General features: G+C 65.3%; 22 protein-coding genes, 1 tRNA gene and 2 rRNA genes. 8 read left to right on the plus strand and 17 right to left on the minus strand.

The window, feature by feature from the left end; all coding sequences use genetic code 11:
- Positions 1-6 precede the first annotated feature (6 nt).
- From J2T21_RS08570 to J2T21_RS08580, 3 genes are all read right to left on the minus strand, one after another.
- Complete coding sequence (locus J2T21_RS08570) at positions 7-369, minus strand: DUF1048 domain-containing protein (protein ID WP_307580454.1); 363 nt, start codon at positions 367-369, stop codon at positions 7-9.
- A gap of 2 nt (positions 370-371) precedes the next feature.
- Entirely contained in the window at positions 372-722 is a 351-nt protein-coding gene (locus tag J2T21_RS08575; protein WP_307580456.1) for a PadR family transcriptional regulator, read from the minus strand.
- Between the two features lie 425 nt (positions 723-1,147).
- Positions 1,148-1,220 (minus strand) — tRNA-Lys (locus J2T21_RS08580).
- A gap of 296 nt (positions 1,221-1,516) precedes the next feature.
- Here J2T21_RS08580 and J2T21_RS08585 point away from each other — a divergent pair.
- The 3 genes from J2T21_RS08585 to J2T21_RS08595 all read left to right on the plus strand — a co-directional run bounded on the left by J2T21_RS08585 (position 1,517) and on the right by J2T21_RS08595 (position 4,107).
- Complete coding sequence (locus tag J2T21_RS08585) at positions 1,517-2,176, plus strand: hypothetical protein (protein WP_307580458.1); 660 nt, start codon at positions 1,517-1,519, stop codon at positions 2,174-2,176.
- A gap of 283 nt (positions 2,177-2,459) precedes the next feature.
- Positions 2,460-3,074 (plus strand): hypothetical protein, encoded by a 615-nt coding sequence (locus J2T21_RS08590; protein ID WP_071214563.1) that lies wholly within the window; start codon positions 2,460-2,462, stop codon positions 3,072-3,074.
- A gap of 7 nt (positions 3,075-3,081) precedes the next feature.
- Entirely contained in the window at positions 3,082-4,107 is a 1,026-nt protein-coding gene (locus J2T21_RS08595) for an inorganic phosphate transporter (RefSeq protein ID WP_307580460.1), read from the plus strand.
- A gap of 43 nt (positions 4,108-4,150) precedes the next feature.
- Here the strand turns inward: J2T21_RS08595 and J2T21_RS08600 are convergent, their stop codons facing one another.
- From J2T21_RS08600 to pstS, 5 genes are all read right to left on the minus strand, one after another.
- Positions 4,151-5,182, minus strand: coding sequence for an Ldh family oxidoreductase (locus J2T21_RS08600; protein ID WP_307580462.1), 1,032 nt, complete (start codon positions 5,180-5,182; stop codon positions 4,151-4,153).
- Between the two features lie 296 nt (positions 5,183-5,478).
- Complete coding sequence (gene pstB, locus J2T21_RS08605; RefSeq protein ID WP_071214559.1) at positions 5,479-6,258, minus strand: phosphate ABC transporter ATP-binding protein PstB; 780 nt, start codon at positions 6,256-6,258, stop codon at positions 5,479-5,481.
- A 51-nt stretch (positions 6,259-6,309) separates the two neighbouring features.
- Positions 6,310-7,461: a phosphate ABC transporter permease PstA gene (gene pstA, locus J2T21_RS08610; protein WP_307580466.1), complete on the minus strand. Its 1,152-nt coding sequence runs from the start codon at positions 7,459-7,461 to the stop codon at positions 6,310-6,312.
- A complete protein-coding gene (gene pstC / locus J2T21_RS08615; RefSeq protein ID WP_307580468.1) occupies positions 7,461-8,393 on the minus strand; it encodes a phosphate ABC transporter permease subunit PstC in 933 nt (310 codons plus the stop codon). Before pstC ends, pstA begins: the two co-directional genes overlap by 1 nt.
- A gap of 147 nt (positions 8,394-8,540) precedes the next feature.
- Positions 8,541-9,656, minus strand: coding sequence for a phosphate ABC transporter substrate-binding protein PstS (gene pstS / locus J2T21_RS08620; protein ID WP_307580470.1), 1,116 nt, complete (start codon positions 9,654-9,656; stop codon positions 8,541-8,543).
- Positions 9,657-9,882: 226 nt separating this feature from the next.
- Here pstS and J2T21_RS08625 point away from each other — a divergent pair, with 226 nt between their 5' ends.
- The 3 genes from J2T21_RS08625 to disA all read left to right on the plus strand — a co-directional run bounded on the left by J2T21_RS08625 (position 9,883) and on the right by disA (position 13,655).
- Positions 9,883-11,013: an FUSC family protein gene (locus J2T21_RS08625; protein ID WP_307580472.1), complete on the plus strand. Its 1,131-nt coding sequence runs from the start codon at positions 9,883-9,885 to the stop codon at positions 11,011-11,013.
- Positions 11,014-11,069: 56 nt separating this feature from the next.
- Entirely contained in the window at positions 11,070-12,461 is a 1,392-nt protein-coding gene (gene radA / locus J2T21_RS08630) for a DNA repair protein RadA (protein WP_307580474.1), read from the plus strand.
- Positions 12,462-12,578: 117 nt separating this feature from the next.
- Positions 12,579-13,655, plus strand: coding sequence for a DNA integrity scanning diadenylate cyclase DisA (disA, locus tag J2T21_RS08635; protein ID WP_307580476.1), 1,077 nt, complete (start codon positions 12,579-12,581; stop codon positions 13,653-13,655).
- Positions 13,656-13,680: 25 nt separating this feature from the next.
- Here disA and J2T21_RS08640 read toward each other — a convergent pair whose 3' ends face one another.
- Positions 13,681-14,301: a hypothetical protein gene (locus tag J2T21_RS08640; RefSeq protein WP_307580478.1), complete on the minus strand. Its 621-nt coding sequence runs from the start codon at positions 14,299-14,301 to the stop codon at positions 13,681-13,683.
- 103 nt (positions 14,302-14,404) lie between these two features.
- Between J2T21_RS08640 and J2T21_RS08645 the strand changes: the two genes are divergently transcribed.
- Positions 14,405-15,400 carry an A/G-specific adenine glycosylase gene (locus tag J2T21_RS08645; RefSeq protein ID WP_307580480.1) on the plus strand — a complete coding sequence of 332 codons (996 nt, stop codon included), beginning with the start codon at positions 14,405-14,407 and terminating at the stop codon, positions 15,398-15,400.
- A gap of 28 nt (positions 15,401-15,428) precedes the next feature.
- Here the strand turns inward: J2T21_RS08645 and J2T21_RS08650 are convergent, their stop codons facing one another.
- The 5 genes from J2T21_RS08650 to lysS all read right to left on the minus strand — a co-directional run bounded on the left by J2T21_RS08650 (position 15,429) and on the right by lysS (position 20,960).
- Positions 15,429-15,935 carry an amino-acid N-acetyltransferase gene (locus J2T21_RS08650; RefSeq protein ID WP_071214550.1) on the minus strand — a complete coding sequence of 169 codons (507 nt, stop codon included), beginning with the start codon at positions 15,933-15,935 and terminating at the stop codon, positions 15,429-15,431.
- A gap of 141 nt (positions 15,936-16,076) precedes the next feature.
- Positions 16,077-18,590 carry an ATP-dependent Clp protease ATP-binding subunit gene (locus J2T21_RS08655; RefSeq protein ID WP_307580482.1) on the minus strand — a complete coding sequence of 838 codons (2,514 nt, stop codon included), beginning with the start codon at positions 18,588-18,590 and terminating at the stop codon, positions 16,077-16,079.
- Between the two features lie 228 nt (positions 18,591-18,818).
- Positions 18,819-19,139 carry a histone-like nucleoid-structuring protein Lsr2 gene (locus J2T21_RS08660; protein ID WP_071214548.1) on the minus strand — a complete coding sequence of 107 codons (321 nt, stop codon included), beginning with the start codon at positions 19,137-19,139 and terminating at the stop codon, positions 18,819-18,821.
- Positions 19,140-19,259: 120 nt separating this feature from the next.
- Positions 19,260-19,436, minus strand: coding sequence for a hypothetical protein (locus J2T21_RS08665; RefSeq protein ID WP_307580484.1), 177 nt, complete (start codon positions 19,434-19,436; stop codon positions 19,260-19,262).
- The gene (lysS, locus tag J2T21_RS08670; RefSeq protein ID WP_373457907.1) at positions 19,437-20,960 is read right to left on the minus strand and encodes a lysine--tRNA ligase; all 1,524 of its coding nucleotides are present in this window, start codon (positions 20,958-20,960) and stop codon (positions 19,437-19,439) included.
- Between the two features lie 94 nt (positions 20,961-21,054).
- On the opposite strand from lysS, the gene J2T21_RS08675 reads away from it, so the two are divergent.
- The gene (locus J2T21_RS08675) at positions 21,055-21,927 is read left to right on the plus strand and encodes an alpha/beta fold hydrolase (RefSeq protein WP_307580486.1); all 873 of its coding nucleotides are present in this window, start codon (positions 21,055-21,057) and stop codon (positions 21,925-21,927) included.
- 66 nt (positions 21,928-21,993) lie between these two features.
- Here the strand turns inward: J2T21_RS08675 and J2T21_RS08680 are convergent, their stop codons facing one another.
- From J2T21_RS08680 to J2T21_RS08690, 3 genes are all read right to left on the minus strand, one after another.
- Positions 21,994-23,997 carry a M13 family metallopeptidase gene (locus J2T21_RS08680; RefSeq protein ID WP_307580488.1) on the minus strand — a complete coding sequence of 668 codons (2,004 nt, stop codon included), beginning with the start codon at positions 23,995-23,997 and terminating at the stop codon, positions 21,994-21,996.
- Between the two features lie 545 nt (positions 23,998-24,542).
- Positions 24,543-24,659, minus strand: a 5S ribosomal RNA gene (rrf, locus tag J2T21_RS08685).
- Between the two features lie 172 nt (positions 24,660-24,831).
- Positions 24,832-25,192 (minus strand): 23S ribosomal RNA (locus tag J2T21_RS08690); the annotation flags it as partial.

Genomic DNA, 25,192 nt, shown 5'->3' on the forward strand with positions numbered 1-25,192 from the left:
ATGGGGTCAGGCTTCGTCAACGGACTGGTCGATGGCATCATTCAGGCGCTTGCGCTCCTTGTTGATCCATTGGCCATCCGCGTAGTTTGCGATGAAGGCATCGGCGAACTCAACAGGGTCTTCCCCGACGATGTCCCGGATCGGCGTGCCGTCGGTGGCTGCGCGCTCGATCAGGTCGGCGAGGTCCTCGAGCATCTGCATGAAGACATCGCCCTTGACGATCGACCCGGCGTACATGAAGTAGCGTTCGATCCCGTCGACTGCGGTTCGATAGCTCGCGGGGAGCTGTTCCTTGCGGGCCTTGTACTGGCGCCAGCGCTTCTTGTCCTCGAACGATCCGGTGACCAATTCGATCCACTTTGCTGCCATGTCTACTCTCCTTTTTCCTGCGTGTCTTCAATGTGTTGCTTCAGCTGCGCGATCCGTGCCGCAAGGAAGCTCCAGGTCCCCCAGAACTCCTCGAGGTACTCGCCGCCTTGCGCGTTCAGCGAGTAGACCTTGCGTGGTGGCCCCTTTTCGGACGGGACCTTTTCGACGTCGACGAGATCGCGCTTTTCGATCCTGATCAGCACGGCGTACACGGTGCCCTCGACGATGTCGGAGAAGCCCTCGTCGCGCAGCCGGGCCGTGATCTCGTAGCCGTATGCCGGCCGCACGGCCAGGATCGCGAGGATCATGCCCTCGAGCGTGCCCTTGAGCATCTCGGTCATTTGCTTGCCCATGGAACCCCCTCTCCCCAACTACTCTGCACTGCTAACTACCACTAAATAGTAACACTGAATAGCGGTCGCACAAGAGGGAAATTCCCGAATCTTGGTCGATTGATTTCGGCAGTGGCGCACTGCCCTTCACGCACCCGGGGCACCCCGGGCCGGGCGCCATCGCCTGCCGCGTGGCGACGGAGGCTTCGTTGCGCGCGGGGGATGCCGTCCGCGAGCGCAATCCGCAGGTCGAAGGCCGAATGGAACAAGGGGGCCCGGGAACCAAGCCGACGCGGGTCGGGGCAGTGCCGTGCATCAGTTCGGGCCGGAAACACGCGCCGGCACCCTTGGCGTGGCGCTGGGCATCACGCGGCCGGGCTACCGCTGGACACGCCATCCGGAAACAGAAGATCCCCGCTCTCCCAAGGAGAACGGGGACCGATCTGTGCGCCCTGCGGGGCTCGAACCCGCGACCAATGGATTAAAAGTCCAGTGCTCTACCAACTGAGCTAAAGGCGCATCGGCACTTAGCCATCACCCATATTAGCGGATAACCCGGCATCTTCTGGACATCCTGGACAGATTCAACCGGCACGTGGAACCCGGGGGTTTGTGGTGGTCACCCTCGTCATGGCCGCGTTGGCCACCGACTTCCCGGCTCGGGCAGGTAGCGGCCCAATTCCAATTGGCGGGCCGCGCAGGCCTGGTCCCGGGCGGGGCAGTGGCCGCAGCGCTCACCACGCATGTTGCCTCCGGACCGGCCGGCCTGCCCGCCGATGGGCAAGTATCCAGCCGGGCAGAGTATCCTCTAGCCCATGAAAGGCCATCCAGCATTGACTCCACCGGCAACCACATTCCGCCACCACAAGCCCAAGCCATTTGCGCCCATGGACTTCGACCCGTTCGAGGGCGGCGCCGATCCGGCACGAGTCTCGGAGGCCGCGCACCTCTCCGCCCAGGCGCTGGTCCACGCCGGAAAACTCAACAACGACCCCCTGGTCCGCGAGCGCCTCGTGCGGCTGGCCGAGGACGAGGGCCTGGAGGTCATTGCCGAGCTCTGGTCCAAGGCCCCGGCCCGGTCGCTTCCCGGCTCCCTGTGGCGCCTGTACGCAATCAGAGCCGCAACGGTCAACAACCCCGAGGCCATGGCCTCCTTCTTTGCCGCCGGCGCCCACCTGGCCCAGGTGGAGCGCGTCGTGGCCGGAGCCGCGGAGCCTCCGGGCGCCGAGGAGCTGTGCGCCATGACCAGCTCGATCCTCACCGGCGCCTTCGACGGCGAGTTCGACGTCGCCTTGGAACGCACCGCCGCCTACTGCCGGGTCATCGCCCTGGGCCAGGCCGAACAAGCCGACGCCGCCGAGCTCTCACACCCGGAGCGTGCCACGCTGATGACCACCCGGGCACATGCCCTGGTGAAGACCGCCGAGGACCTGGAATCCGCGGCTGCCTCATGGCGGGCCGGGGAGCTTGACTGAGGGTTCCTTCACGCTGCGCGCGAATATGGGGCGCCCGATGTTGACAGGAAGGCCTGTTTCCTAGAAAACTGGACTCACGGTGCCGGACCGCGGCAGCCCCGGGCTCCAACTTTCAGCCGCTACGAGCGGCCTTCCGCCGAGAGGCGCTCCCGGTTCGGCACCGCCAACTTCTCCCCCGCATTCGCAGGGGACGCACTTCACACCGTCCCGGACGGGCTTGTTAACCTTCGATGCGTAAACTGGGCTTCGACCCGCACTTTCCTTTCCATCCGGTGGTATCTTCGTGAAGTTTAGATTGTTCCCTTCGGACACGCGTGGCCTGGAGCTCCTGCGCGACCTGGCCACCGAGGTCCACCACTGCGTCGGCGTGCTGTCCGAAATGCTTGGATCCGACGAGGACCGCGAACTGCATCTCGAGGCGCTCAACGCCTCCGAGGTCAAGACCACCGACCTGCACTACGCGGTGCTCACCCACCTGCGCACCAGCTACGTCAACCCGTTGCCACGCGAGGACGTCTACACCTTTTCCCGCCTGCTCCACGAGGCGGTCGAACAGCTCAGCGGCGCCGGCGACCTCATCTCCCACCTGGGCAAGCGCCAGCTTTCGCACCGTGCGGCCGAACAGCTTGAACTCATCGGGCGGCAGGCCGAACTCACCACCCAGGCCCTGGGCCAGCTCCAGCACCTGGACGACCTCGAGGACCTGTGGCTGGAACTGGTGCGCATCTCCAAGCGGGCTCACCGGACCCACCGAACCTGGGTTGGGGAGATCGGGGAGCTGAGCAAGGCCGGAACCATCATCCGCCACCGCTCGGTCGCCGAGCAGTTCCTGGCCTCTGCGCAATCCCTGCGCGCCGTGGCCGACCACCTTGGCCGCGTCCTGGTCAAGGAATCCTGAGCCGGGCGTGATTACCGGACAATCCTTCATGATGGTCGTGGTGCTGTTGTGCACCTGTGCCTTCGCGTTCCTCAACGGCTTCCGCGACGCCTCGAACTCCGTTGCCGTCGCGGTGCGCAACCGGGCACTGACTCCCACCTATGCGGTCCTGGTGGCGGCGTTCTTCACCTTCGCGGGCACCATGCTTTCAACCAGTTTCGGGGTTTATCTGGTCTCCGCGGTGGAGCTGAACGTCCCGGACGGGATCCCGGGCCTGGCCCTGCTGCTGTCCGCGTTGCTTGCGGGCGGCGCCTGGGCGCTGCTGTGCTGGTGGCGCGGGCTGCCGGTGTCCTCCACGCATTCGTTGATCGCCGCGCTTGCCGGGGCCTCCGGTGCCTCCGCGCTGCTGGGCAACGACGGCGTGCATGACGCCTGGCGGATGCTCGCCGGCGGGGTGCTGCTGCCGTTGGTCTTCACCCCGGTCTTCGCCTTCGCCGTCTCCTACGCCCTGGTCATCCCTGTCACCTGGCTGGTGCGCCATTCCACGGCCTCCGACGTCAACGGCGTCTCCCGTGCCGGCCAGGCCATTGCGGCGTGCGCGGTGGCCCTGGGCAACGGGCTGCAGGACGGCCAGCGCACCGGCGCCTTCCTGACCCTGGCCCTGGTGACCGCCGGTGCTGCCGAGCCCGGCTCCATCATGCTCGGCCCGCAGCTGCTCGGTGCCGGCTGCCTGGCCGCCGGTGTCCTCTTCGGCGGCTGGCGCATCGCCCACACCCTTGCCTACCGGCTGGTCAACATGGACCCGTTGCGCGGCATGGTCGCCCAGTCGGTCTCCGCGGCCATGCTATTCCTCGGCGCCATGCTGATCCACCTGCCGATCTCCACCACCCAGGCGGTCACCAGCTCGATTGTTGGGGCCGGCGCAAACCAGCGCTTCGAGTCCGTGACCTGGCGGCATGTGAACCGCATCCTGCGGCACTGGGTCGCCACCCCGCTGGTGTGCGCCGTCGTGGGCGGGATCCTGTACCTGGCCATGCACCCGCTGGTGAGCTGACCGGCGAGCGCACGGGGCACGGCGGGCAACGGCCCCTTGGCGATTAGTGCCCCTGGATGGCCCCGGGCATTGCCAGCTTCAGCTCCGCGGCGATCCGCCCGAGTTCCGACCAGGTCCTGGAATTGACCTCCACCGGGTGCCCGGCGGGGTAGCTGTCCCCCACCGACGGGCCTTCGCCCGGCACCCGGATGGGTCCGCTGCCGGCTTCCGGCTCGCCGGACTTCACGTGGTCGATGAACTCCTCGACCTGCGCGGTGAATTCGTGCAGCTCGCGCAGCTGCGCCACGTCGATCGCGACGACCAGGGTCCCCTGGTGGTCGGCCGTCTTCCGCTCCGAGACGGTTTCCGAGCCCGAGAGCGCGCCGCCGAGGGCCTCGACCAACAGCGCCAGCCCGAAGCCCTTGAACCCGCCGAAGGGCTTGAGCAGCCCCTCGGGGGTCACCCACTGCCCGGACAGCTCCGTGCCGCGGTCGCGTTCCTCGGCCAGCCGACCGCCGGCCACCGTGCTGGTGGCAAAGTCGATGACCAGATGCGGCGCACTCGCGCGCGGGACCCCGGCGGCAATCGGGTTGGTCGACAGCCGGGCCCGGGTGCCGCCCGGCGGCACCACGACCTGCCCGGCCCCGTTGTTGTTCCCGAACAGCAGGGTCGCCACCCCGGCGCTGGCCGCCTCCTCGCAGAACGGGGCAAACCGCCCCGCATACTCGCTGTTGCGCACCGCGACCGCGGCGATCCCGTGGGCCTTGGCACGGGCCACTGCCACCGCCGTGGCATCGCGCAGCGCAAAGTGCCCGTAGGTGCCGTTGCCGTTCATGCGCACCAGGGAGCCGGTGTCCAGCTCGATCGAGGCCCGCGCCCCGGGCTGCGCGAATCCCTTCAGCGCACGGTCGACGTACTCGGGAAGCCTGCGCATCCCGTGCGAGGGGTGGTTGGCCAGCTCCGAGGCGATCAGCTGGTCCGCCATGTAGGCGGCGTCCGTCCCGGAGGCCCCGACCGCGGCCATGGCCTTCACGACGAATCCGTGCAGGTCTCCCGCCCTGCTTCTCTGGTGCACCGTTGCGGTTTCTTCGCTCACGTAGTTTCCTTCTGTGTGTGTGGGGGGTGGGCTGGTTCCCCACCATACCGACGGCAAGCACCCTCGGTGGCCAGGCCCGCTGGCGCGGCGCACCCGCCCCGGTCGTCCCCCAAGCAAAACGGGAACAGATGTTAAACGAGGCGACGGCGGAGGAATGCGCAAGATTCGCGCACATTCCTCCGCCGTCGCGATCCCCCTCCAGGGATCCCCGGAAGATCCCCCTTCCGGTACCGCCGCCACGACCTGTTCGGTCATGCCGGCGAATTCTGGTGTTGCGTGTTTTCCCCGGGCGGGGATTATCCGAAGCGGCCCGAGACGTAGTCCTCGGTGGCCTTGACGGCCGGGTTGGAGAAGATCGTCGCGGTTTCCGCGTATTCGATCAGCTTGCCGGGCTTGCCGGTTCCGGCGATGTTGAAGAACGCGGTCTTGTCGCTCACGCGTGCGGCCTGCTGCATGTTGTGGGTCACGATCACCACGGTGAACTCGCTCTTGAGCTCGTTGATCAGGTCCTCGATGGCCAGGGTGGAGATCGGGTCCAGGGCCGAGCACGGCTCGTCCATCAGGATCACCTGGGGCTTCACCGCGATGGTGCGGGCGATGCACAGGCGCTGCTGCTGGCCACCGGAGAGGCCCGATCCGGGCTTGTCCAGGCGGTCCTTGACCTCGTTCCAGAGGTTGGCCCCGCGCAGCGACTTCTCCACCAGCGAGTCCGCATCGGACCTGGAGATCTTCTTGCCGTTGAGCTTGACCCCGGCCAGCACATTGTCCTTGATGGACATGGTCGGGAACGGGTTGGGTCGCTGGAAGACCATGCCGATCTGGCTGCGCACGGTCACCGGGTCGACGCCGGATTCGTAGAGGTTGTCCCCGTCCAGGAGGACCTCGCCCTCGACGCGGCCGCCGGGGATGACCTCGTGCATGCGGTTCAGGGTGCGCAGGAAGGTGGACTTCCCGCAGCCCGAGGGGCCGATGAACGCGGTGACGGACTTGGCTTCGATTTCGATGTTGACATCTTCAACGGCCAGGAACTTGGAGTAGTAGACGTTGAGGTCTTTGACGTCGATGCGCTTTGACATGGTGGTTGTTCCTTAGAAAGTTTTTTGGTGTCGGGTCCGGAGCCTAAAGGCTCAACGGCCCTTCTTGGGGGCGAACAGGCCGGCAACCAGCCTGGCTCCGAGGTTGAGCACCATGACCATGATGATCAGCAGCAGGGCCGCGGCCCAGGCACGCTGGATCGAGGGGTCCACGTTGGTCGGCGAGGTCGGGGTGAGGATCTGGTAGTAGATGAACGTCGGCAGCGTGGCCATCCAGTTGCCGAAGACGTTCACGTTGATGTTGTTCGCCAGGCCGGCGGTGACCAGGATCGGTGCGGTTTCGCCGATGACGCGGGCGATGGCCAGGGTGACGCCGGAGGCGATGCCGGAGATCGCCGTGGGGATGACGACCTTGGCGATGGTGCGCCACTTGCGCACGCCCAGGGCGTAGGCGGCCTCGCGCAGCTCGTTCGGGACGATCTTGAGCATTTCCTCGGTGGAGCGGACCACCGTGGGGATCATCAGCACGCTCAAGGCGACCGCGGCGACGATGCCCATCCGGGCGGTGGGGCCCAGCAGCACCGCGAACAGCGCGGTGGCGAAAAGGCCGGCGACGATCGAGGGGATGCCGGTCATCACGTCGACGAAGAAGGTGATGGCGCGGGCCAGCGGCCCGTTCTTGCCATATTCGACCAGGTAGATGGCGGTCAGCATGCCCACGGGAACCGAGATGACCGTCGACCACAGGGTGATCAGCAGCGTGCCGATGACCGCGTGATAGGCCCCGCCGAGCACCGGGGTGCCGTCTTCGACGCTGGCGTTGTCCACCGCGCCGGTGATCCCGTTCATGGAGTGGAACAGGAAGTGCGTGTTGATGCCCGGCAGTCCCTTTTGCAGCACCGTGAACAGCACCGAAGCCAGCGGGATCAGTGCCAGCAGGAAGGCGGCATAGACCAGATTGGTGGCCAGGGCGTTGCGGCCCTGGCGCGGGCCCTCCACCAGCGTGGTGATGACGGTGGAGGCGATGACGAAGACGATGGCTGTGTAGATGGCCAGGGTGGCCACCGAGAAGCCGCCGAGTGTGGAGGCCGCGGCCCCCAGGATCAGCGAGGCCGCGGCGATGCCCGGCACCGCCCAGCGTGGCAGGTGGCCCTTGGCCAGGGAGTTGCGCTTGCGGGCAACCGGCGGCGGGTTCTGCACGTTGCGCGAATCGTTCGAGGTCTTGCGCGTGGTTGTGGCACTCATCAGTTGGCTCCCGAGAATTCCTTGTGGCGGGCGATGATGGCCCGGGCGATGAGGTTGACCACCAGGGTGATCACGAACAGTACCAGGCCGGCGGCGATCAGCTCGGCCAGGCGCAGGCCGAAGGCCTCGGGGAAGTTCAGGGCGATCTCCGCGGCAATGGTCTGGTTGCCGGACTTGATCAGCGACGGGATCAACCCGCCGGTGGACAGCACCAGGGCCACGGCCATGGTCTCACCCAGGGCGCGGCCCAGGCCGAGCATCACGGCGGAGATGATGCCGGGGCGCGCGAAGGGCAGCACCGACATGGTGATCATTTCCCAGCGCGTGGCACCCAGTGCGAGCGCGGCTTCCTCATGCAGCTTCGGGGTCTGCAGGAAGATCTCGCGGCTCAGCGAGGTGATGATCGGAAGGACCATCACGGCGAGCACGATGCCGGCGGTGAGGATGGTCTTGCCGGTCTGCGAGGCGGGGCCGGCGAAGACCGGGATGAAGCCGAGGTTCTCGGCCAGCCACTGGAAGCTGGGGACCAGCGCCGGGGCGAGCACCAGGTAGCCCCAGGCTCCGTAGATGACCGACGGGATCGCGGCCAGCAGGTCGATGACGTAGCCGAGCCCGGCGGCCAGCCGGCGCGGGGCGTAGTGCGAGATGAACAGCGCCACGGCAATGCCGACCGGGGTGGCGATCAGCAGGGCTATGGCCGCCGCGATGACGGTGCCGATGACGATCGGGAAGATGTAGGCGAGGAAGCCCTCGCCGCCGCTGACCAGCGTCGGGTCGGCGGTGAAGGTGGGCAGCGCCTGGATGAACAGGAAGATCGCCACCGCAAGCAGCGTTGCGAGGATAAGGATGCCTGCGCCCAGCGCGGCACCGGAGAAGATTTTGTCTCCGGCCTGTCCCTTGGATCCGTTGCGTCGAAGCGCGTTGGTAGTCATATGGGTAAGCCTTTGGATGTTGTGCAAACGGGTTCAGGGGGATCGGACGGCCCGCTTGCGCCGGGATGTGGAGAGGGGCAAGTGCGATGCTACTGCGCCCGCCGGGGAATATCGATGGTTCGACGTTCCCCGGCGGGAGTGTGACAGCTAGGAGCCGACCTTGATGGAGTCGATCGACTTGATTGCCGCTTCGCTCATCTTGGCAGAGAGCGGTGCGTTTCCGGCGGAGGCTGCGGCTTCCTTCTGGCCGGCCTCGGAGAGCACGTACTCGCCGAAGCTCTTGACCAGGTCAACGGTTGCCTGGTCCTTGTAGCTGGAGCAGAACACGTGGTAGGAGACCAGGATGATCGGGTAGGACCCGGATTCGGTGGTGTCGCGCTTCAGGTCCAGGGACATGTCCAGTGCACCGCGGCCTTCGACCGGGGTGGCTGCCTCGACGCCCTTGGCTGCTGCCTCCGCGGAGATCTCGGTGAAGTCGTCGCCGACCTTTACGTTCACGGTGCCGAGCTTGCCCACGGCGGAGAAGTCGGCGTAGGTGATTGCGCCCTCGGTGGCGGTCGTGGTGGCCACGACGCCGGAGGTGCCCTTGGCGTTCTCGCTGTCGAGATCCTTGGGCCAGTCGCCGGAGACGTCGTAGGTCCAGACGTCCTTGGCGGCGGCCGCGAGGTAGTCGACAAAGTTCTCGGTCGTGCCGGACTCGTCGTTGCGGTGCACCACGGTGATGGCGGTGTCCGGAAGGCTCACGCCTTCATTGGTCGCGGCGATGGCCGGATCATTCCACTTGGTGATTTCCAGCTTGAAGATCTTCGCGATGGTGGCCGCGTCAAGGTTCAGGGTTTCGACACCCGGAAGGTTGAAGGCAACCGCGATCGGGGAAACGTAGGCCGGGACGTTGAAGGCACCCTCGGGGCCGCAGATTTCCTTCGAGGATTCGATTTCCTCGTCCTTCAGGTAGGCGTCCGAGCCTGCGAACTGTGCGCCGCCGGCCAGGAAGGCCTTGCGGCCCGCGCCGGATCCGTCCGGGGAGTACTGGACCATGGTGCCGGGGGTGGCGGCTTCGAAGCCGGCCTTCCAGGCTTCCATGGCGGACTTCTGCGAGGACGCGCCGGAACCGGTCAACGTGCCGGATACCGCAGCGGCGGAGCCGCCGGTCGAGGCAGCCGTGCCGGCCGAGGCGGTCGGGCTGTCGGAACCGCAGGCGGTCAGGGCCAGGGCGGCGACGGTAAGAACAGCAGCCGCGCTGCCAATGCGATGAAGCTTCACGAGTTATCCTCTTTCAAATGCCTGTCAATGACGAATCGTGTCGTCCTGGTTTGTTCCCAAGGATGCGCACGCCGGCACATCGCTTCAATACGAAGTTAGGCCCCGGAGGTAACCAGCTGTTGCGATGAAGGTGAACGCAGGGTGAACACGTCTGGTTCGCAGCGGTGTTTCGCGTCACGTTTCATGCTTTGCCACCGCGCGCGAAACACATGACAGACTGTTGCCCATGGGTATCGGATCTTCGGCGGGCGGAGCATGGACATTCGTCAAGCGCCGCTACCGCGTGGGCATGCGCCGCGCGGGCACTTCGTTCCCCAGGATCATCCAGATGACTGCCTCCGCGGTGCTGGCCTATTGGATTGCCGAGCAATTGCTGGGTCACGTCGGGCCGATCTTTGCCGCAACCAGCGGCCTGCTGGTGCTGGGCTTCGGCACCGCGACCACTGTGCGCCGATCCCTCGAGGTCGCCATCGGCTGCACCCTGGGTGTGGCGGTCGGCGACCTGCTGCTCACCCTGTTGGGAAGCGGCCTGTGGCAGGCGGGATTGGTGCTCTTCCTGTCCCTGACGATCGCCCGTTTCCTGGATTCCGGTCCCATCTTCACCACCCAGCTGGGCCTGCAGTCGGTGCTCGTGGTCCTGCTGCCCATCGCCGATGCGGCCGGCCCGTTCAGCCGTTCGCTCGATGCGGTCGTCGGCTCGCTGTGCGGCCTGTTGATCGTCATGGTCTTTCCGCGGGACCCGCGCCGCACACCCATTGCCGAACTCGGCAAGCTGCTCAGTGAGCTTTCGGGGATTCTCCAGGAGTGCGCGCGCGCCGTGAGCTCCTCGGATTCCACCCTGGCCTTCCACGCGCTGGTCCGCGCCCGCGGCACCCAAAAGCTCATGGACGCCCTGCCCGCGGCACTGAACGTGGCACGCGAGGTTGCCACCCTGGCCCCGGCACACCGACGACGCCGTTCGGACCTGGAGCGGTTGTCGATCGCGGCCGAAAAAACAGACCTGGCGATGCGCAACTCCCGGGTCCTGGCACGCCGGCTGACCACGGTGATCAACCACGGCGCACTGACCGACCGCGGGGTCGAGGCGGTGGCCAGCCTGCTGGGTGAGTTGTCCGAGGCCGTGGACGCCTTCGGCTATGCGGTGCTGGAAACCAACGAGTCCGGGTACCAACGGGCCGTGGGGCGGGCGCAGCGCGAGCTGGCCGAATGCGCAGCCCGGTTGGATCCCCAGACGCTTCAGGTCAGCGGGCTGCAGGGCGAGGGCATGGTGCTGCTGTTGCGCCCCTTGGTGGTCGACATGCTCGAGGCCTCCGGCATCAGCCATGAGGACGCAGTGGCGCTGCTGCCGCGCCTGTAGCGAAAACCCGCCGCGGCGAAACCAAACCGTTGGCGCCGGGCACTAGCATCAAGCACATGGCTAAGAATTCCCGCACCAAGAACACACCCGCATACCGTTGCGCGGAATGCGGCTGGAGCGCCGTGAAATGGGTGGGCCGTTGCGGCGAATGCCAGGCCTGGGGCACCGTGGAGGAAATGGGCGCGGTCACGGCCAAGACCACCGTGGCCACCACCATCGCCGTCCCCGCCCAGCCCATCGGCGAGGTCGATGCCACCGCCGCCTCCTACCGCACCTCCGGGGTGGATGAGCTTGACCGGGTGCTCGGCGGCGGGCTGGTGCCCGGGGCCGTCATCCTGTTGGCCGGGGAGCCGGGGGTGGGCAAGTCCACGCTGCTGCTGGACGTCGCGGCGCGCGCCGCACGCACCGGCCGCAGGGTCCTGTACATCACCGGCGAGGAATCCGCCGCCCAGGTCAAGGTCCGCGCCGAACGCATCAACGCGATGGCCGAGACCCTCTACCTGACCGCCGAGACCGACCTGGGCATCGCGCTGGGCCAGGTGGAAAGGATCGACCCGGAGCTGCTGATCATCGACTCCGTGCAGACCCTGGCCTCGTCCGAGGTCGACGGGACCGCGGGCGGCATTTCCCAGGTCAAGGAGGTCGCCGCATCCCTGATCAACGCGGCCAAGCGGCGGAACATGACCACCATCCTGGTCGGCCACGTCACCAAGGACGGCTCGATCGCCGGGCCGCGGACGCTCGAGCACCTGGTGGATGTGGTGTGCCAGTTCGACGGCGAGCGCCACTCCCGCCTGCGGCTGCTGCGCGCCCTGAAGAACCGCTATGGCCCCACCGACGAGGTCGGTTGCTTCGACTTGACCGAGGGCGGCATCGAGGGCCTGGCCGACCCCTCGGGGCTCTTCGTCACCCGCACCAAGGACCCGGTGCCCGGCACCTGCATCACCGTGACCCTCGAGGGTCGCCGGCCCCTGGTTGCGGAGGTGCAGACCCTGCTCTCGCGGGCCACCAGCGCCATCCCCCGCCGGGCCACCAGCGGCCTGGACGCGGCGCGCACCCAGATGATCCTGGCGGTGCTGCAGTCGCGGGCCCGGATGGAGCTGGGCGGACTCGATTCCTACGTGGCCACCGTCGGCGGGGTCAAGCTGAGCGAACCGGCCACGGACCTGGCCACCGCGCTGGCGCTTGCCTCCTCCATGCACAACCACCCGCTGCCGCCCCAGTTCGTGGCCTTCGGCGAGGTCGGGCTGGCCGGGGAGGTGCGCCCGGTGCCGGAGATCGGCAGGCGGATTATCGAGGCCGAGCGGCTCGGATTCCGCTACGCCATGGTCCCGGCATCCCCGCAGCCGCCGAAGAACGTCCCGGACTCGATCAGGGTCTTCACGGTCTCCTCGGTGCTCGAGGCGCTGGACATCGCCTTCGAACAACGCGTCAAGACCGGCGCCTGAGCGTCGCTTCGGTAACAAAGGGGTACCGAAGTGTCCCCGACCTGCCCCAAAGTGCGGGTCGGCGTCCGGCGGTGGCCATACGATAGGTAGTAGTCCCCTGGAAGGAAATGGCCACCCATGTCGAAGAGCCCCGAAGATGCGCTGCGCGCCACGTTGGCCCGCGTTGCACCCGGAACGGAGCTGCGCGACGGGTTGGAGCGCATCCTGCGCGGCCGCACCGGCGCGCTGATCGTGCTGGGGCACGACCGGGTGGTCGATTCGATCTGCTCCGGCGGCTTTGACATCAACATCGCCTTCTCCCCCACGCGGCTGCGCGAGCTGGCCAAGATGGACGGGGCGATCGTCTGCGACAAGGACGGTTCCAACATCCTGCGCGCCGGGGTGCAGTTGGTCCCGGACCACTCGATCCCCACCCAGGAATCGGGAACTCGCCACCGCACCGCCGAGCGCGTGGCCATCCAGACCGGTTTCCCTGTCGTCTCGGTCTCGCAGTCGATGCACATCATCGCCCTGTACGTGCAGGGCATCCGCTACCTGCTCGAGGGCTCCGAACCGGTGCTGGCCCGCGGCAACCAGGCCCTGGCCACCCTGGAACGGTACCGCTCACGCCTCGACCAGGTCACCAGCGCGCTGTCCGCGGCCGAGATCGAGGCCGTCGTGACGGTCCGCGACGTCGCAGCGGTGCTGCAGCGCCAGGAAATGGTGCGCCGCATCTCCGAGGAGATTGCCCAGTACGTGCTGGAGCTCGGCGCCGACGGCCGGCTGCTCGCGCTGCAGCTCGACGAGCTTTCCGCAGGCCTTGGCCCGGGCTCGGATCTTTTGCTGAAGGACTACTCGAACCTGGGCCGCGAGGAACTGGACATCGACGCGGCGCTGAAGAAGCTGCAGAACCTTGATTCCACCGACCTGATCGACCTGGGCAAGTTCGCCGCCATCCTGGGCATCAGCCCCGGCATCGATTCGCTCGAGGCCGTCGTGGCGCCCAAGGGACACCGTTTGCTCGCGGGCATCAAGTCGGTGCCGCGCGCGGTGGCCGACCGGCTGGTCAACAACTTCGGCGGCCTGCAGCGGCTGATGGCCGCCAACATCGAGGACCTGATGGCGGTGGACGGGATCGGCGAGCAACGCGCCCGCACCGTGCGCGAGGGGCTCTCGCGCGTCGCCGAGTCCTCGCTGCTGGACCGCTTCCTCTAAGCCGGAAAGCCGGCCGGCCGTCGCGCTACTTCAGTTCGAACTTTGCGGTCTCGCTGGTCAGGTCCCCCAGTTTCGCGGTGAATCCGTACCAGCCCGGCCGCGGCTTCGCGTTGACGAGCTTGCAGCCCGGTGCGCTGCGCACCCGGGTCCAGGTGAAGCGGGCGGTCTCGCTGGCGCCCGGCTTGATGGTGATTTCCGTGTCCATCGGGTCCTGCACGCAGTCCGAGGTGGAAAAGATCCGGTCCGCCCCGCTCGTGACGGAGAAAACCTGCTGGCTGGTGCCCACGTTGACCAGGCACTCGGTTGTCCCCGCGTTCTTGATCGTCATCACCAGCACCGGGTTGTCGGCCGGACCGTGGGTGGCCTGGGCCGTGGATGCCGTGACGACCACGTCCCCCTCGGGGCACATCGCCGGGCCCGCGGAAGACTCCGCGGTGGGTTCAACGGAAGCCTGCGGGGAGCTTCCTCCTGCCTGGCTTGCCGCCGGGGCGGCACCCGGTTCGGCGGGGCGCAGCAGGGAAGCAATGCCGAATCCGGCCCATGCCAAAAGCCCGATGAGAACCAGCGTGGCAATGAGCACCGCGAGTCGACGACGCCGAAAAACCCGTGCGGAGGGGCGGGTGGAACGGACCTGCTTTTGTGCCATGCCTCAAGGCTACGAAACCAATCGTTTTGATCCCGACTCCCACGCCGCCAGCTAGAGTGATATCGCCAGCATTCCCCTTCCAGCCAAAGGATTTCTCCTCACCGTGCTCCACCCCGACCTGCCGAAGATCCACCGTGAAATCACCGACTGGTACCTCGCCCATGCCCGCGACCTGCCGTGGCGCCGGGAGTCTGCCGGGCCATGGGCCGTGATGGTCTCGGAGTTCATGCTGCAGCAGACCCCGGTGGTTCGGGTGCTCCCGGTGTGGGAGGCCTGGATGGAGCGCTGGCCCACCCCGGCCGCGCTGGCCGCAGAGCCGGTCGCCGAGGCCGTCAAGGCCTGGGGCCGGCTGGGCTACCCGCGCCGGGCCCTGCGCCTGCATGCCGCCGCCACCGTGATCGCCAACGAGCATGGCGGCCGGGTCCCGGGGACCGAGGCGGAGCTGCTCGCCCTGCCCGGAATCGGCACCTACACCGCCGCGGCCATCGCGTGCTTCGCGTTCAAGGTCCCCACCGTGGTGGTGGACACCAACATCCGCCGGGTCCACGCCCGTTTGGCCAGCGGCAAGGCGCTGCCGGAGCAAAACCAGAACGCCGCCGAACTCGCGCTGGCCGCACGCCTGCTCCCCGCCTCCGGGCCCGGGGATCCGCACGGCACGGCGCTTGCCAACGGCTGGAACATTGCAGTGATGGAGCTCGGTGCACTGGTGTGCACGGCCCGATCCCCGCGCTGCGAGGACTGCCCGGTGCTCGAGAGCTGCGCCTGGATTGCCGCCGGACGGCCCGAACCGCACTACAAGCCCAAGGGCCAGCCGTGGCACGGCACCGACCGGCAGGTGCGCGGGGCCATGATGGCGGTGCTGCGGCACTCCGCCGGCCCGGTGGACCGCTCCGAGCTTCTCGGGGTCCCCGACCTCGCGGTCGAGGGGCAGCATCCCCGCCGGCTGAACCCGGCCCGCGAGGCGGAGCCCGTCCACCAGGCGTGGGTCGGCCTGCACGCGCTGGAAGCCGGCGCCGAACAACGCGAACGCGCCCTGGGGTCCCTGCTGGCCGACGGCCTGGCCCAGCAATCCGCCGCGGGCATCGGGTTGCCGCACTGACCCGGAAGGTTCGGGCCCGTTCCGCGGATCAGAAGTGGGTGATCATCCGGGTGTTGCCCAGCGTGTTTGGCTTGACCCGGGCCAGGTCCAGGAACTCGGCCACGCCCTCGTCGGTGGAGCGCAGAAGCTCGGAGTAGACCTCCGGGTCGACGGCGGACTGCTCGGCCATGACGGAGAACCCGTTGCGCAGGAAAAAGTCGACCTCGAAGGTCAGGCAGAACACCCGTGACACCCCCAGCTCGCGGGCCTCAGCGAGGAGCTTCTGCAGCAGGCGGTGCCCCACGCCGTGGCCGCGCCATCCGGCGTCCGTGGCCAGGGTGCGGACCTCCGCAATGTCTTCCCACATCACGTGCAGCCCGCCGCAGCCGATGACATTCCCCTCCGAATCCTCGGCAACGAAGAACTCCTGAAGGTTCTCGTAGTAGGCAACCGCCTCCTTTTCCAGCAGGACGCGGTTCTCGGCCAGCGGCCGGACCAGGTTTCGGATGCTCTTCACATCGCTGGTCTTGGCCCGCCTGACGGTAAAGGAATTCATCTAAGTATCCTATGCCCGGCACCGGGGCCCGAGGTCAATTGTGTAGCTGAAGCCCCGGACCGTTGCCGGCGCATGCAAAACGCCCCTGGGGTGGCCTTCCTTGCGGATGCCGCCCCAGGGGCGCAGTTGCTTGCTTCGGGCCTAGCCCTCGATGGCGACCGGGGCCGGTTCGCCCTCGATCTGCGGGGTTCCGCCCTCTCCGTGGAAGGTGAACGTCGCCTCGTCGCCCTCACCGTCGACATCGACCTTGATGTGCTGTCCGGCGACCAGCTCGCCAAAGAGGATCTTCTCCGAAAGCTGGTCCTCGATGTCGCGCTGCATGGTCCGGCGCAGCGGCCGGGCGCCCATGGCCGGATCGTAGCCGCGGGTTGCCAGCAGGACGCGTGCGGCCTGCGACAGCTCGATGGTCATGTTCCGGTCCACCAGGCGCTTGCGCAGGCGTCCGAGGAACAGGTCCACGATTTCCACGATCTCGTCCTGGGTCAGCTGCGGGAAGACCACAACGTCGTCAACACGGTTCAGGAACTCGGGACGGAAGTGCTGGCGCAGCTCTTCCTGGACCTTGGCCTGCATCCGGTTGTAACCGGTCTTGGTATCGCTGGACGACTGGAAGCCGGTCATGACGCCCTTGGAGATGTCGCGGGTGCCAAGGTTGGTGGTCATGATGATGATCGTGTTCTTGAAGTCCACGACACGCCCCTGGGAGTCGGTCAAACGGCCGTCTTCCAGGATCTGCAGCAACGAGTTGAACAGGTCGGCGTGGGCCTTCTCGACTTCGTCAAAGAGCACCACGGAGAACGGGCGGCGACGGACCTTCTCGGTCAGCTGGCCACCTTCCTCGTAGCCGACGTAGCCCGGAGGGGCACCGAAGAGCCGTGAGACCGTGTGCTTCTCCGAGTACTCGGACATGTCCAGCGTGATCAGCGCGTCTTCCTCACCGAAGAGGAACTCCGCGAGGGCCTTCGCCAACTCGGTCTTTCCGACGCCGGTGGGGCCGGCGAAGATGAACGAGCCGCCGGGGCGGTTCGGGTCCTTCAGCCCGGCACGGGTGCGGCGGATGGCCTGGGAGATGGCCTTGATGGCCTCGTTCTGGCCGATGACCCGCTTGTGCAGCTCATCTTCCATGTTCAGCAGTCGCGTGGATTCCTCCTCGGTCAGCTTGATGACCGGGATGCCGGTGGAGTTGGCCAGGACCTCGGCGATCAGGTCGGCATCGACCTCGGCGATCTCGTCGAGCTCGCCGTTCTTCCAGGCCTTTTCCTTCTCCGCGCGGGCTTCCTGGAGCTTGCCTTCCTTGTCGCGCAAGGCGGCGGCACCCTCGAAGTCCTGCGCATCGATGGCTGCTTCCTTCTCCAGTCGGACCGTGGAGATTTCCTCGTCCATGGCCTTGAGAGCCGGGGGCGCGGTCATGCGGCGGATGCGCAGGCGTGCACCGGCCTCATCAATCAAGTCGATGGCCTTGTCCGGAAGGAACCGGTCGGAGATGTAGCGGTGCGCCAGTTCGGCGGCGGCCACGAGCGCCCCATCGGTGATGGAGACGCGGTGGTGTGCCTCGTAGCGGTCGCGCAGCCCACGCAGGATCTGCGTGGTGTGCTCCACCGAAGGTTCCTTGACCTGGATCGGCTGGAAGCGGCGCTCGAGGGCCGCGTCCTTCTCGATGTGCTTGCGGTACTCGTCAAGCGTGGTCGCGCCGATGGTCTGCAGTTCGCCTCGCGCCAACATGGGCTTGAGGATCGAGGCCGCATCGATGGCGCCTTCGGCGGCACCGGCACCGACCAGCGTGTGGATCTCGTCAATGAAGAGGATGATGTCGCCGCGCGTGCGGATCTCCTTGAGGACCTTCTTCAGGCGTTCCTCGAAGTCACCGCGGTAGCGGGAACCGGCCACCAGGGAACCGAGGTCAAGGGTGTAGAGCTGCTTGTCCTTGATGGTTTCCGGGACGTCGCCGCGCACGATCGCCTGGGCAAGCCCTTCGACGACCGCGGTCTTGCCGACGCCGGGCTCGCCGATGAGCACCGGGTTGTTCTTGGTTCGTCGCGAGAGGACCTGCATGACGCGTTCCATCTCGAACTCGCGCCCGATGACCGGGTCGAGCTTGCCTTCGCGGGCAGCGGCGGTGAGGTTGCGGCCGAACTGGTCCAGCACGGCCGAACCTGCCGGCGTACCTTCGGTCTGGCCGCCGGAGCTGACGCCGGCACCTGCGGTTTCCTTGCCGCCCTGGTAACCGGAGAGCAGCTGGATGACCTGCTGGCGCACGCGGGACAGATCGGCGCCGAGCTTCACCAGGACCTGGGCGGCAACGCCCTCGCCCTCGCGAATCAGGCCGAGCAGGATGTGCTCGGTGCCGATGTAGTTGTGGCCTAGCTGGAGCGCCTCGCGCAGCGAGAGCTCGAGCACCTTCTTGGCCCGGGGGGTGAAGGGAATATGACCGGACGGAGCCTGCTGGCCCTGTCCGATGATCTCTTGGACCTGCTCACGCACGGCGCCGAGAGAGATGTTCAGCGACTCAAGGGCCTTGGCCGCTACTCCCTCGCCCTCATGGATGAGGCCGAGCAATACGTGCTCGGTTCCGATGTAGTTGTGGTTGAGCATGCGCGCCTCTTCTTGGGCAAGCACGACAACGCGACGGGCACGGTCGGTAAATCTCTCAAACATGCGGCACACTCCTAGCTAACACGTATTTCGATGCTACGCATCAAATTCGGGCAATTGTTGCATGTTCGCCCAAGGGATAACATTGTTCACCCTCGGCGTTCAACTCAGGATTAAACAACGTCGAGGGACCGGCTCCATTTCACTGGAGCCGATCCCTCGACGTTTATTCGCATTTCCCACAGCGGCCGGGGGCGCTGGGCCCGCCGGAAGTATCAGGTGCCGAAAGTGCTACTTGGACTTCGAACGCGACTTCTTCGCCTGGGCTGCGTGGTAGGCAGCGATTACATCGGCCTGCAGACGGCCGCGGGCGTTGACCTTGACGTTGTTCTCCTTGGCCCAGGCGCGGATGGCCGGAGCTTCCTTCGGGGTGAACTGCTTCGAGGTGCGGGCAACCTTGATGTAAGGCTTAAAGGCTTCACGGAAAGCTTCTGCATTTTCCTCATTGAGGTCAATTTCATAGTGCTGTCCGCCGATGCCGAATACGATGGATTCTACTGCCTCGGAACCGTCGATATCATCAATCAATGCTATTTGGACCTGACGTGCCATTACCGTCTCCTTGCTGGGGTGGGAATTCGCATGAACCAATTAACGGTATTGGCCCATGCTCGCACTCATATCATAAACACAAGTAAGCGTCATTCAGCAAGTGGAAATAGAGATAATGGGCTAATTATCAGCTTTCGGGCTTTTCTTGTCCTTGGCCTGTGCCGCCAATTTAATTTGTTCCTCGACTTGGGCTTCCGCTGCGCGCTCCGTGCGATCCACGTTGGATACAGCACGGATGGCAAACCAAAAGACCAGGGCAACAACAATGGTCGGGACAAGCGCCTCGATATACGGCATTTAGGCCTCCGGCTTGAGCAACGGAAAGAGAATGGTTTCGCGGATCCCGGTGTCAACAAACAGCATGACGAGGCGGTCGATGCCCAGCCCGATACCGCCCATTGGCGGAGCGCCATATTCCAGCGCACGCAGGAAATCTTCGTCCAGCTGCATGGCCTCGTCGTCGCCATCCGCTGCCATGCGGGACTGCTCGGTCAACCGCTCGCGCTGGATCACTGGGTCAATCAGTTCGGAGAAGGCAGTGCCGCGCTCCATGCCGCCAATGACCAGGTCCCAGGCCTCGATGACGCCCGGCTTGCTGCGGTGCGGGCGGGCCAGCGGCTGGGCAGCCGGCGGGTAATCGTAGACGAAAGTCGGATTGATGAGAGTCGGTTCAACGATTTCCCCAAACAATTCAATGACCAGCTTTTCAGCATCCCATTTTGGATCGACTTTCACTTCATGCTTCTGGGCAATTTCGCGCAGTGTTTCCGCAGGAGTCTCGGGGGTGATTTCCTGGCCCACTTCCTTGGAGAGACCCGGGTACACACCAAGCCATGCCCATTCCCCGTCCAGGTCGATGGTTCCCTTGGGGCTCTCAAGCTGGCGGCCGGCACCCACGGCGTCGGCAGCATTGAGGATGATTTCCTGGATGCGCTCGGCCATCACGAACTGATCTGCGTATGCTTCGTAGCATTCGAGCATCGTGAACTCCGGGGAGTGCGTGGAGTCCACACCTTCATTGCGGAAGATCCGACCCATTTCGAACACGCGGTCAATACCGCCAACGACGGCGCGCTTGAGGTACAGCTCGAGGGCAATGCGCAGGGTCATGGGCTGGTCAAATGCGTTCAGGTGGGTCTCGAACGGGCGCGCGGAAGCGCCGCCGTGGACCAGCTGCAACATTGGGGTCTCAACCTCGACATAGCCGCGGGAGTGCATGGTGTCGCGCACCGAGCGGGTGATCGCCGCACGCTTGTAGACCATTTCACGTGCTTCGTCACGCACGATCAAGTCCGCGTAACGCTGGCGAACGCGGGTCTCTTCGTTGAGCTCGGCGTGCAGGACAGGTAGGGGACGCAGTGCCTTGGATGCCATCTTCCAGTCGGTGGCCATGACCGAAAGCTCGCCACGACGGGAAGCAATGACCTCACCGGTGATCAGCACGTGGTCGCCCAAGTCCACCAGGGACTTCCAATCAGCCAGCTTTTCCTCGCCGATGTTGGCAAGCGAGAGCATGGCCTGGAGCCGGGTGCCGGTGCCCTCGGGCCCGCCTTCCTGCAAGGTGGCGAAGCACAGCTTGCCGGTATTGCGCATGAACACGATGCGTCCGACGATGCCAACGGTCACGCCCGTTGCGGTGTCTGGAGCCAGCTCGGGGAATTGTTCCCGGATTTCATGCAGCGAGTGAGTGCGCGCGACGCCCACTGGATAGGCTTCGTCTCCGCGGGCCAACAAAGCGGCACGCTTGTCCATACGCACCTGGCGCTGGTCGTTGGTCTCGGCGGGGCTGGCTACTGGGGCAGTTTTTTCGGCAGTCACAATAGCCAATTCTAGTCCGAATAATCTGAGCGCGGGCTGAGAGGTGTTCAGCAACACCCCGATGCCATTTTCCTGCGCCGAATAGGATGGAGGAATCATGGAAGAAAACATTCTGCGAACCTCCGATGGCGGCTCGCTGGCTCTGTATTCATATGGCGATCCGCAAGCTCCCGGGCACCGTCGGATCCTGGTTGTCGGCGGGGCGTTCTTGACCGCATTGATCTATCGTCCGTTTGCCGCGGCCCTCGGAGCCAGGTTGGGCGAGAACTGGACGGTGGACGTATACGACCGCCGCGGGCGCGGCAATTCGACCGAGCAGCCTGCGGACTACTCCATGGACACCGAGATCGCGGACGTGGCACTCATGCTCGAACACACCGGGGCGCAAAACCTCTTTGGGCACTCCCTGGGCGGCGCCGTGGTGCTCAATGCAGTGCGCAGCTTCCTGGACCCCGGGGCGAAGGGCGACGGCCCGGTTCCCGCGCGCTTAGCGGTCTACGACCCGGCCATCAACTTCGACGCCTCCATCGACACGACGTGGCTGCATGCCTTCTCGGACGATGTGGCGGCAGGGAGAAACAGTAGAGCGCTGGCACGTATGCAACGCGGCATGATGTTTTCACCCACCCTGGGGAAGATTCCCCAACCAATCCTTGCCGCGCTGCTGGCAGGGACCTCCCGAACCAAGGCCGGCAAGCTGGCCCGCACAATGCTGCCCAGCGGGGTGGGCGAGCTGAAGGCCGCACTCGAGGAATCGCAATCCGCTAGCGGATTCTCGATCCTGCCGGAAAACACTCGCTTCATGGCGGGAGCCAAAAGCGCGGAGTTCTTCCGTTCGACCGCACGGAAGCTGCATGAGGTGGTCCCGGGATCCACCTACCTCGAAACCCCCAGGGGCATGCACGGGTCCGTTCCGGCTGCGTTCACGTCGTTGCTCGACGATATCGGCGACTACTTCACCCGTCCATAGCCGCCGGAACCAAGCATGCTGCCGCCGTCCATCCCGGACGGGAACGGACGGCGGCTGCATCGGCGGTCACCAGATCTTGACGCGATCCTCCGGATCCAGCCACATGCCGTCTCCCGGCTTGGTGCCGAAGGCCTCGTGGAACGCATCCATGTTCTTGGGTACCTGGTTGCAGCGGAACTCGCCCGGGGAGTGCGGGTCCGTGGTGATGCGGGTGATCATGGTCTCCGGACGGGACAGCGTGCGCCAGCATTCGGCCCACGAGTAGAAGAAGCGCTGATCCCCGTTCAGCCCGTCAATGACGTCGTCGGTGTCCATTCCGCGGGCCGCCATGTCGAGCTTGTAGGCGGTGTACGCGATGCCGAGACCGCCCAGGTCGCCGATGTTCTCCCCGAGCGTGAGCTTGCCGTTGACGTGGTGTTCCGGGGCTTCCGGGGGCACCAACGCATCGTACTGGTCAACGAGCTTGCCGGTGAGCTTTTCGAAGGCCTCCCGGTCCTCGTCGGTCCACCAGTTCTTCAGTTCGCCGGTCCCGTCGAACTGCGAGCCCTGGTCGTCGAAGCCGTGCCCGATCTCGTGCCCGATGACCGCACCGATGGCCCCGTAGTTGGATGCGGCGTCGCGGTCGGCGTCAAAGAACGGTGAGCGCAGGATGGCAGCAGGGAAAGCAATCTCGTTCAGCAGCGGGTGGTAATACGCATTCACCGTCTGCGGGTACATGAACCACAGTTCTCGATCCACACCATCATCGATCTTTTTCAGTTCGCGCAGGAATTCGAATTCGTTGGCCGCGGCGATATTGGAAATGACATTGTCCTCCACCGTCGAAATACCGGAGTAGTCGATCCACTCGTTCGGGTAGCCGATCTTCGGGCGGAACATCGACAGCTTTTCCAGTGCCTTGTCCTTGGTTTCCGGGCTCATCCAGGAAAGCTCGCCGATGGACTGGCGGTAGGCGTCAATGAGGTTGGCCACCAGAGCATCCATCTCGTCCTTGCTGCGTTGCGGGAAGTGCTCCGCGACGTAGAGCTGGCCGATGTCTTCGCCGACAGCGCCTTCGGTGAATGCCACCCCGCGCTTCCAGCGTTCGCGCAGTTCCTGGACCCCGGCGAGCTTCGCGGAGTAGAAGGAGAAGTTTTCATTCACGAATGCGCTGGAGAGGTACGGTGCGTTGGAGCGGATCAGTTGCACAGCCAGCCAGTGCTGCCAGGAAGCGAGGGGTTCGCTGCCAAGGACCTGCTCAAGACCCTTGAGATAGCTTGGCTGCCACACGTCGACCTCGGCGAAGTACTTCTCCTCAATTCCTGCACCTTCGAGCCACCCGGCCAGGGACGGGATGTGTTCCAGCAGCTCTGCGGCCGTCATGAGGTTGTAGCGCGCCTGGGCGTCGCGGCATTTGACCCGGTCCCAGTGGTGGGAGGCCAACGCGGATTCCAGCGCAACAACGTCCCGCGCCGCCGTCCCGGTATCGGTCAGTTCTCCCAGGGACAGCAGCCTGGCCAGGTGCTCCTGGTATTCGCCCAGGAGCTCCGCGAATTGCTCTTCACGGTAGTAGGATTCGTCCGGCAGCCCCAAACCGCCCTGGATCAGGGTCAGCAGGTTGCGTTCCGGGGATCCGGCATCTGAGCTGGCCCCGGCCTGGATGAACCCGGAAACGCCTCGGCGGAAAAACGATCCGCTCAGCACGAGGAGTTCTGCGATGTTGGTGGTTTCGTAGATGGCGGCCAGGTCGGCGCGGATCGGTTCGACTCCACTAGCCTCGATGCGTTCTTCGTTCATGAAGCTGGCGTAGAGGTTGGCGATGCGTTCCTTGCGCCCATCGACTGAGCCGTCGGCCGCTTGGCGGTTTTCCGCGGCTGCCTCGATGATGGCTCGGACAGCGGCCTCCGAATCGTCTCGCAGCGCCATGAAGGAGCCGTAGCTGCCTTGGTCGGCCGGGATCTGTGCACTAGAGAGCCAGGTGCCGTTTGCGTGGCGATACAAGTCGTCCTGTGGCCTGACGCTTTCGTCGCGGTGGTTCTCGCTGAGTTTCGGATCCCCGGTGTTGGTAGCAAGTGACGAATCGGTGCTCATTGTGGTCCTATTCCATTCATCCATACGCGTGCAGCTGCAGCCCCAGCGAATCTGCCACATCGCGACCTAGTTGCTTGCACCAGGTCGAGGAGGGAAAGACGCGGGCGGTGACGCGTAGCGTGTTCTGCGTCTCAAGAACTCACTTTACGCGTCTGAAACAAGAATTTGACATAATTTTGCGTGGTTATTCCAATGGTGAAATAGCCCGCGGGAAGCGCCGACGCGGAAGCGTCAATCGAGACCAATCAATTCATGGAGCAATTGGGGCCATACACTGCTCAACGGCCAACGCTCCTGGGCTCAATCAGTTGGTGGGCTCGGTACACAGAACGTGTGGAGAGTTATCCACAGAAGCTGTGTATAACTTTTTGGGCAGATTCGTTGGGCGTTGGTTGCCCTGGTTTCGGCGGTGCCCTGTGCCCGGCCGGCCGGCGGGCGGGGCACGCCTTAAGCGGGTGCGGCCCCCGGCGGGTGCCGGGGGCCGGGAACGGGCGTTAAGCATCGGAACCCCCAAGCCAGCTGGCTTGGGGGTTCCGGGACAAGTTGTCCGGCGGTGACCTACTCTCCCACACCCTCCCGAGTGCAGTACCATCGGCGCGGTGGGTCTTAGCTTCCGGGTTCGGTATGGGACCGGGCGTTTCCCCCACGCTATGACCGCCGTAACTCTAGCCACGCACTCCCCGACACTGGTGCCGGGGGCGGTGAAAAATGGGTTACGACCACAATAGTGGTTGTTTGTTGTGGTTCCGCGACAACGAAGGTTGTTGTTTCGGGACCGCATAGTGGACGCAGCGTATCTTGCCAACCACCCGACAAGGGGGTGGTGTGGTGTTTGTGGTTGAAGTTGTCGGCCTATTAGTACGGGTCAGCTTCACGAGTCTTTGGTCCTCGCTTCCACATCCCGCCTATCAACCCAGTGGTCTGGCTGGGGGCCTCTCGCCACACGAGGTGGCGTGGAAATCTCATCTTGAAGTGGGCTTCCCGCTTAGATGCTTTCAGCGGTTATCCCTTCCGAACGTAGCTAATCAGCGGTGCACTTGGCAGTACAACTGACACACCAGAGGTTCGTCCGTCCCGGTCCTCTCGTACTAAGGACAGCCCTTCTCAAATTTCCTGCGCGCGCAGCGGATAGGGACCGAACTGTCTCACGACGTTCTAAACCCAGCTCGCGTACCGCTTTAATGGGCGAACAGCC

Origin of the sequence: Paeniglutamicibacter psychrophenolicus, assembly GCF_030812255.1 — a bacterium.
GTDB lineage: Bacteria > Actinomycetota > Actinomycetes > Actinomycetales > Micrococcaceae > Paeniglutamicibacter > Paeniglutamicibacter psychrophenolicus_A.

Bases quoted from the DNA above. Each gene is read 5' to 3' on its own strand.
- J2T21_RS08570 (WP_307580454.1), bottom strand. From the start codon at position 369: ATGGCAGCAAAGTGGATCGAATTGGTCACCGGATCGTTCGAGGACAAG.
- J2T21_RS08575 (WP_307580456.1), bottom strand. From the start codon at position 722: ATGGGCAAGCAAATGACCGAGATGCTCAAGGGCACGCTCGAGGGCATG.
- J2T21_RS08585 (WP_307580458.1), top strand. From the start codon at position 1,517: ATGAAAGGCCATCCAGCATTGACTCCACCGGCAACCACATTCCGCCAC.
- pstB (WP_071214559.1), bottom strand. From the start codon at position 6,258: ATGTCAAAGCGCATCGACGTCAAAGACCTCAACGTCTACTACTCCAAG.
- pstA (WP_307580466.1), bottom strand. From the start codon at position 7,461: ATGAGTGCCACAACCACGCGCAAGACCTCGAACGATTCGCGCAACGTG.
- pstC (WP_307580468.1), bottom strand. From the start codon at position 8,393: ATGACTACCAACGCGCTTCGACGCAACGGATCCAAGGGACAGGCCGGA.
- J2T21_RS08625 (WP_307580472.1), top strand. From the start codon at position 9,883: ATGGGTATCGGATCTTCGGCGGGCGGAGCATGGACATTCGTCAAGCGC.
- radA (WP_307580474.1), top strand. From the start codon at position 11,070: ATGGCTAAGAATTCCCGCACCAAGAACACACCCGCATACCGTTGCGCG.
- disA (WP_307580476.1), top strand. From the start codon at position 12,579: ATGTCGAAGAGCCCCGAAGATGCGCTGCGCGCCACGTTGGCCCGCGTT.
- J2T21_RS08640 (WP_307580478.1), bottom strand. From the start codon at position 14,301: ATGGCACAAAAGCAGGTCCGTTCCACCCGCCCCTCCGCACGGGTTTTT.
- J2T21_RS08650 (WP_071214550.1), bottom strand. From the start codon at position 15,935: ATGAATTCCTTTACCGTCAGGCGGGCCAAGACCAGCGATGTGAAGAGC.
- J2T21_RS08655 (WP_307580482.1), bottom strand. From the start codon at position 18,590: ATGTTTGAGAGATTTACCGACCGTGCCCGTCGCGTTGTCGTGCTTGCC.
- J2T21_RS08660 (WP_071214548.1), bottom strand. From the start codon at position 19,139: ATGGCACGTCAGGTCCAAATAGCATTGATTGATGATATCGACGGTTCC.
- J2T21_RS08665 (WP_307580484.1), bottom strand. From the start codon at position 19,436: ATGCCGTATATCGAGGCGCTTGTCCCGACCATTGTTGTTGCCCTGGTC.
- J2T21_RS08675 (WP_307580486.1), top strand. From the start codon at position 21,055: ATGGAAGAAAACATTCTGCGAACCTCCGATGGCGGCTCGCTGGCTCTG.
- J2T21_RS08680 (WP_307580488.1), bottom strand. From the start codon at position 23,997: ATGAGCACCGATTCGTCACTTGCTACCAACACCGGGGATCCGAAACTC.